This is a genomic window from Halomonas sp. G15, from assembly GCF_021282295.1.
Lineage (GTDB): Bacteria > Pseudomonadota > Gammaproteobacteria > Pseudomonadales > Halomonadaceae > Halomonas > Halomonas alimentaria.
This window is the reverse complement of record NZ_JAJSPA010000024.1, coordinates 44,470-50,802: the sequence shown is the minus strand read 5'-3', so window position 1 is coordinate 50,802 and position 6,333 is coordinate 44,470. Positions and strand designations below refer to the sequence as shown.

The following is a 6,333-nucleotide window of genomic DNA, read 5'->3' as shown; positions in this document are numbered from 1 at the left end:
GCGAGCAGCAGCCCACCGGCGACGCCCCAGGCCAGCGCCGCAGCCGGCCGGCGGCGGTAGCGCTCGGCCAGGGCCAGCCCGGTGAGTGCCAGCAGCGCCAGGCGCCAGTCATCGGCCATGGCCGGAGCGGCGAACAGGTCGATCTCCCGGGCGGCGATGGAAAGCCACCAGGCCAGGCCCCAGGCGAGGGCGGCCAGCGCCCAGCGGGGGTAACCGCCTCGCCACAGGGTCTCGGCGGAGACGAGGCCCGCCGCGGCAAGGATCACCCCGGCCATGAAGGCGGCGTTGGCGACGGGAGTGTCCACGGCCCAGGCGAAGACAAGGCTGCCAAGCAGCGTCAGGCCAGCAACCAGCTGCAGGGCCAGGCCGGCGAAGCGGGGCAGCAGGCGGTGCTGGCGAATGCCCAGCCATATCAGGGCGGCCCCCTCCACGGCGAAGAGCGCGGCGCTGACTCGCGCCGAGAGTGCCAGCGGAATCGCCAGGGTGGCGAAGCCCAGTGCCAGGGCGGCGTGGGCCTCACCGAGCGGACGCGTGCGCGCCTGGCGCAGTAGCCAGTTGGCGAGCAGGGCATAGAGCAGTGCGATGCCCAGGGCACACAGGGCCAGCGACAGCCGCTCGCCCTCGAGCAGCGCCGCCTGGAGACCGAACGCCACCAGCGGCGTGCCGAAGACCAGGCTGCCGTCGATGCGGCTGTCCGTCCTGTGCGGCGACGCCTGCGCTTGTCGGCGCCTGGCGTGGAGGATCGGGATCAGCAGGTAGAGCAGGAAGAACAGTGCCAGGAAGGGCTGGGCCACCGCGTAGTGCCGGGGGCTGTAGTCGAGAACGCCCCAGGCGGTGGCGATGGCGAAGGTGGCCACGAAACCCAGCAGGTCGAGTAGCCGCCAGTGGCGCACCCAGGCGATGGCGAAGATGCCCAGGTTGAGCAGCGCGTAGTAGCCGAACAGCACCAGCGGATCGCCAGGAGCACGGGCCAGCCACAGCGGCGCGAGAAAGCCCGCCAGACTGCCCAGCACGGCCAGTGCCAGCGCATTCTGGAGTGCGCCCAGCACCCCGAGCCCGGCCACCAGTGCCACGCTGAGCAGGAAGGCCAACGGCAGGGGCAGCAGCGCGAAGCGCTGGGCGGCGGCGAAGATCACCATCAACAGCACGCCGATGGCCCCGCCCTGCAGGCTCAGCGCGAACACCCGCCGGGTGCGACGCTGCTGCCAGCCGAAGCCCAGGGCGGCCACCGCCAGGACGGCGATGCCGGCCAGGCGCAGTTCGATGGAGAGGGTCAGCCAGCCCTGGGTGGAGGCGTGGCGGATCAGTGCCGCGAGCCCCGCGAAGAGCACCAGGATACCGATCTTGACCGGCAGGTTGCCCTCGCTGAGCCACCCTGCCGCGGCGCCTCGCACCCGGCGAGCTCCGCTGGACAACCGGCGGGCGAGGCCGTCGCGCCAGAGGGGGCGTCGGCTCGCGCCTGTCTCGACCTTCCTGCCCCGGGAGGGGGCGGCCGGCGCGTCCTCCGTGGCGGGTCGGGCCAGGGCCGCCTCCAGTGACTCCACCCGACGCGTCAGACGGGCGAGGCGCACCAGGGCGACGATGGCCACCAGGCTCGGCAGCCCCAGCAGGAGCAGCAGCAGTGTCAGCAGCAGCGGCATGGCCTTCCTCTCTGGCTGGGGTTACTCAGGACACCCGCGACCTCCATAGCATGGGCCACAAGCGTGCCGCTGTCGTTGGTGCCGTGGGGTCAGCGCCGCCGTCGCAGCACCCACTTCTCCGCCTCGATCACCAGGTAGATGGCCACGCTCACCGAGAGGATTGCCAGCCAGTGGGGGGCTTCGAGCCCCTCGCCGCCGAACACCAGCTGCATGAACGGCAGGTAGGTCCAGCCCAGCTGCAGCAGGGCCACGGCGGCGATGGAGCCCCATATCGGCTTGCTGCCGAAGATCCCCTGGAGGGAGAGGGTGCTGGCGGTGAGGAAGCGACTGTTGATCAGGTAGGCGGCACTGCCCGTTACCAGCATGTTCACCGCGCCGGCTCGGGCCTGCTCGATGCTGCCGCCCTGGGCATTGAGTATCCAGGAGAAGACCCCGAACACGCCGAGCAGCAGCAGCATCGAGACGAAGCCCACCCGCCACAGCAGGAAGAGGTCGAGCAGGGCGGCGTCGGGGTCCCGGGGCCGACGACGCATCAGGTCCCCCTCGCCCTTCTCGAAGGCCAGTGCCAGGCCCAGGGTCACCGCCACCACCATGTTGACCCACAGCGCCTGGACCGGGGTCACCGGCAGCTGGCTGCCGGCCAGCACGGCGATCAGGATCGCCAGCCCCTGGGCACCGTTGGTGGGCAGCAGGTAGGTGATGGTCTTGCGGATGTTGTCGTAGACCTTGCGACCCTCGCGGATGGCGCCGACGATGGTGGCGAAGTTGTCGTCGGCGAGCACCATCTCCGCGGCCTCCTTGGCGGCCTCGGTGCCCTGGATGCCCATGGCCACGCCGACATCGGCGCGCTTCAGCGCCGGGCCATCGTTGACCCCGTCGCCGGTCATTGCACAGATGCCGCCGTGGGACTGCATCGCCTGCACAAGCCGCAGCTTGTGTTCCGGCGCCGCCCGGGCGAAGACGTCCACCTCGAGGATCACTTCGCGTAGCTCGGCGTCGGACATCGCCTCGATCTCGCGGCCGCTGATGGCGCGTTCGGTGTGCGCAAAGCCCAGCTGGCGGGCGATGGCCAGGGCGGTAACGGCATGGTCGCCGGTGATCATCACCGGACGGATGCCGGCGGCGAGGCACTCCTTCACCGCCTCGATGGCCTCGTCCCGGGGCGGGTCCAGCAGTCCCACCAGCCCCAGCAGCACCAGACCGTCCTCGGCATGGTGATCCTCGAGCGACTCGACGTCATGGAGGGGCTTCTCGGCCAGCGCCAGCACCCGCAGTCCCTGCCCGGAGAGGGCATGGATGCGCTCTTCCCACTCGGCGTGATCGAGTTCGCTGTCCTCGCCATCCTCCTGGCGCACGCGGTGGCACATCTCCAGCAGGCGGTCCGGGGCACCCTTGACCAGCAGGCAGTGGCGTCCGTCGATCTCATGCAGGGTGGCCATGTACTTGTTAGCGGACTCGAAGGGGATGGCGTCCTGGCGGTCGTGATCGCCGCGCAGGGGGCGCGCCTCCAGGCCCGCCTTGGCGGCCGCCACCACCAGGGCGCCTTCGGTGGGATCGCCGTGGATCTTCCAGTGGCCCTCTTCGCGGGCCAGTTCGGCGTCGTTGCAGAGCACGCCGACCTTGAGGAAGTGGCGCAGGGCGTGGTGGTCGTCGAGGTCCAGCGGCGCCTGCTGTGCCTCGCCTTCCTCGTCCAGCGCGTGGAAGCCACCCTCGGGGGCGAAGCCGGTGCCGTCGATGCGGATCTCGCCCTGGGGCAGCCAGATCGACCGGGCGGTCATCTCGTTGCGGGTCAGGGTGCCGGTCTTGTCGGAGAAGATGGTGGAGATGGAGCCCAGGGTCTCCACCGCCGGCAGGCGCCGGATGATGGCGTTGCGGCGGGCCATGGCCTGCACCCCCAGGGCCAGGCCGATGGTGACGATGGCGGGCATGCCCTCGGGGATCGCCGCGACGGCGAGGCCCACCGCGGCCATGAACATGTCGCCGACGGGCTGGCCGTGGACCAGCACGCCGAAGGCCGCGGTGAGGATGGCGATCACCAGGATGATCAGGGCCAGCACGCGCCCGGCGCGATCGATCTGGCGTAGCAGCGGTGTCTTGAGCTGCTCGACGCCACGCAACATCTCGGAGATGCGGCCCAGCTCGGTGCGTGTGCCGGTCTCCACCACCAGGCCCCGTGCGGCGCCCTGGACCACGATGGTGCCGGCGTAGGCCATGCCGGTGCGGTCGCCCAGGTCGGCGTCCTCTGCTACCGGCGGAGTATCCTTGTCCACGGCGGTGGACTCGCCGGTCAGGGAGGCCTCCTCGGTGCGCAGCCGTCTGGCCTCCAGCAGGCGCAGGTCCGCCGGCACCCGGTCACCACTCTCCACCATCACCACGTCACCCGGCACCAGCTGCTCGGCGGGGGTCGTCTGGCGCTTGCCGTCGCGCAGCACCTTGGCCTGGGGGGAGAGCATGTCACGAATGCTCTCCAGCGCCTGCTCGGCCTTGCCCTCCTGGATGAAGCCGATCAGGGCGATGATCAGCACCACGCCCAGGATGGCGATCGCATCCACGCCATGGCCAAGCCCCAGGCTCGCCACCGCGGCGCCGATGAGCACCAGCATCAGGACATTGTTGAGCTGTTCGAGCAGGCGTTTCCACCAGGGGCGGGCCTCGGCCTGCTGCAGCTGGTTGGGGCCGAAGCGCTCCAGCCGCGCCTGGGCCTCGCTGGCGGAGAGCCCGTCACTGTCGGCCTCGAGACGCTCCAGCGCTTCCTGTTCGGGCTGGGCGTGCCAGGCGATTGCCTTCCGGGCGTGGGGTTCGGACATCCTGTGACCTCCGGCTGCGGGAGTGATGAAGACTAAGGTGTAACACACTCGATGCTGCAGTGCAGTGATGCGGGACAAGAACGGGAAGCAAGTCGCTGATATCCCGTTTACCTCAAGCGGTAGAGCCGCAAAGAAGGGGACTTGCTAGGATGGTCTCCTTCCCATCCTTCCAACAGGAGAGTGCATGTCGACTGTCACCACGCCATGCCCCTGCGGCAGCGGCAGGCCGCTTGACGAGTGCTGCGGCCGCTTCCACGCCGGCCAGCCCGCACCCACGCCGGAGGCGCTGATGCGCTCGCGCTACAGCGCCTTCGCCCTGGGCCGTGTCGATTACCTGCTGGCCACCTGGCACCCCGACACGCGCCCGGCCGAGCTGTCGCCGGATGACGCCACGACCTGGCTGCGCCTGGAGGTCCGCTCGAGCAGCGCCCAGGGCGACGAGGGGCAGGTGCACTTTCGCGCCACTTTCCGCGAGGGACGGCGTTTCGGCGTGCTGGAGGAAGCCTCGCGCTTCCTGCGGCTGGCTGGCGCATGGTACTACCTGGATGGCCAGCCGACGGTGTCGCGCCTCAAGCCGGGCCGCAACGATCCCTGTGTCTGCGGCAGCGGACGCAAGTTCAAGCAGTGTTGCGGGACCCGATAGGGTTGCCCGAGCGGGCTGGCCGTCGCCCGGGACAGCCCTTACACTGCGCGCCACTGCCGGCTGCCGCCTCGGCTCCCACTTCACTTCACCTCCCGGATGCGTCCCATGGCCCAGACCCTCTCGAAAAGGATCAACAAGTACATCAGCGAAAGCGGCATGTGCTCGCGACGAGAGGCCGATCGCTACATCGAGCAGGGCAACGTGCAGATCGATGGCCGGCGTGCCACCCCCGGTGACCGGGTCGTCCCCGGCAGCGTCGTCAAGGTCAATGGCCAGGTCGTCGAGCCCCTGGAACTGGAGGAGGAGGACCTGGTGTTCATCGCGCTGAACAAGCCGGTGGGCATCGTCAGCACCACGGACCCGGTCGAGAAGGCCAACATCGTCGATTTCGTCGGGCATGGCGCGCGGATCTTTCCCATCGGCCGGCTGGACAAGGACTCCCAGGGGCTGATCTTCCTGACCAACAACGGCGACCTGGTCAACCGCATCCTGCGGGCGAGCAACCAACACGAGAAGGAGTATCGGGTCACCGTCAACAAGCCGATCACCGACGATTTCATCGCCGGCATGGGCGGCGGGGTACCGATCCTCGGCGAGGTCACCAAGAAGTGCCGGGTGGTCAGGGAGTCGCGTTTCGTCTTCAACATCACCCTGGTCCAGGGGCTGAATCGCCAGATTCGGCGCATGTGCGAGGTGTTCGGCTATGAGGTGGTGAAGCTCGAACGCATCCGCATCATGAACGTCTCGCTCAAGGGGCTGGCTACCGGCGACTGGCGGGACCTGACCCCGGCCGAGGTGTCGACGATCCTCTCCCTGACCGAGCACTCCAGCTCCGAGGCCCAGCAGCCCGAGCGTCGCACGGCGCGACGCAAGGCCGGCAAGGGCAGCCGAGGCGGTGCCGGGAAGCCCGGAAGCAGGTCGGCAGGCAAGGCAGCAACCGGGCAACGCAGCGCGTCTCGCCGCGGTGACGTCGCCAAACCGGGGGCGGGAAAGACTGGTGTTGGAAAGACCGGTGCAGGAAAGCCCGGCGGTGGCAAGCCCGCCAGGCGCAAGGTGACGGAGAAGGGGGCTGGACCGGGCAGGAAGCCGGCGGGAAAGAAGGCAGCGGCAAGCAAGGCGGGGGGCAAGCCCAAGGGGGGGCGTCCCTCGGGTTCGCGCGCCAAGGCCGTCGCCCCGGGCGGCAAGCCGCGGGGCAGGAAGCGCTAGGCCCTCATCTGCCACTCGCGGGGGCCGCAGCAACCAG

The 6,333-nt window shown here is 69.7% G+C and carries 4 protein-coding genes; 2 read left to right on the top strand and 2 right to left on the bottom strand.

What is annotated here, in order from left to right:
* On the bottom strand, positions 1–1,640 hold a 1,640-nt coding region (locus tag LWH48_RS12160), incomplete at its 3' end, for a DUF2339 domain-containing protein (protein ID WP_232912783.1).
* Positions 1,641–1,729: 89 nt separating this feature from the next.
* Positions 1,730–4,447 (bottom strand): cation-translocating P-type ATPase, encoded by a 2,718-nt coding sequence (locus tag LWH48_RS12155; RefSeq protein WP_232912782.1) that lies wholly within the window; start codon positions 4,445–4,447, stop codon positions 1,730–1,732.
* Between the two features lie 184 nt (positions 4,448–4,631).
* On the opposite strand from LWH48_RS12155, the gene LWH48_RS12150 reads away from it, so the two are divergent.
* Both LWH48_RS12150 and rluF read left to right on the top strand, forming a co-directional pair.
* The gene (locus tag LWH48_RS12150; RefSeq protein ID WP_232912781.1) at positions 4,632–5,090 is read left to right on the top strand and encodes a YchJ family protein; all 459 of its coding nucleotides are present in this window, start codon (positions 4,632–4,634) and stop codon (positions 5,088–5,090) included.
* 105 nt (positions 5,091–5,195) lie between these two features.
* Positions 5,196–6,296 carry a 23S rRNA pseudouridine(2604) synthase RluF gene (rluF, locus tag LWH48_RS12145; RefSeq protein ID WP_232912780.1) on the top strand — a complete coding sequence of 367 codons (1,101 nt, stop codon included), beginning with the start codon at positions 5,196–5,198 and terminating at the stop codon, positions 6,294–6,296.
* Positions 6,297–6,333: the final 37 nt, after the last annotated feature.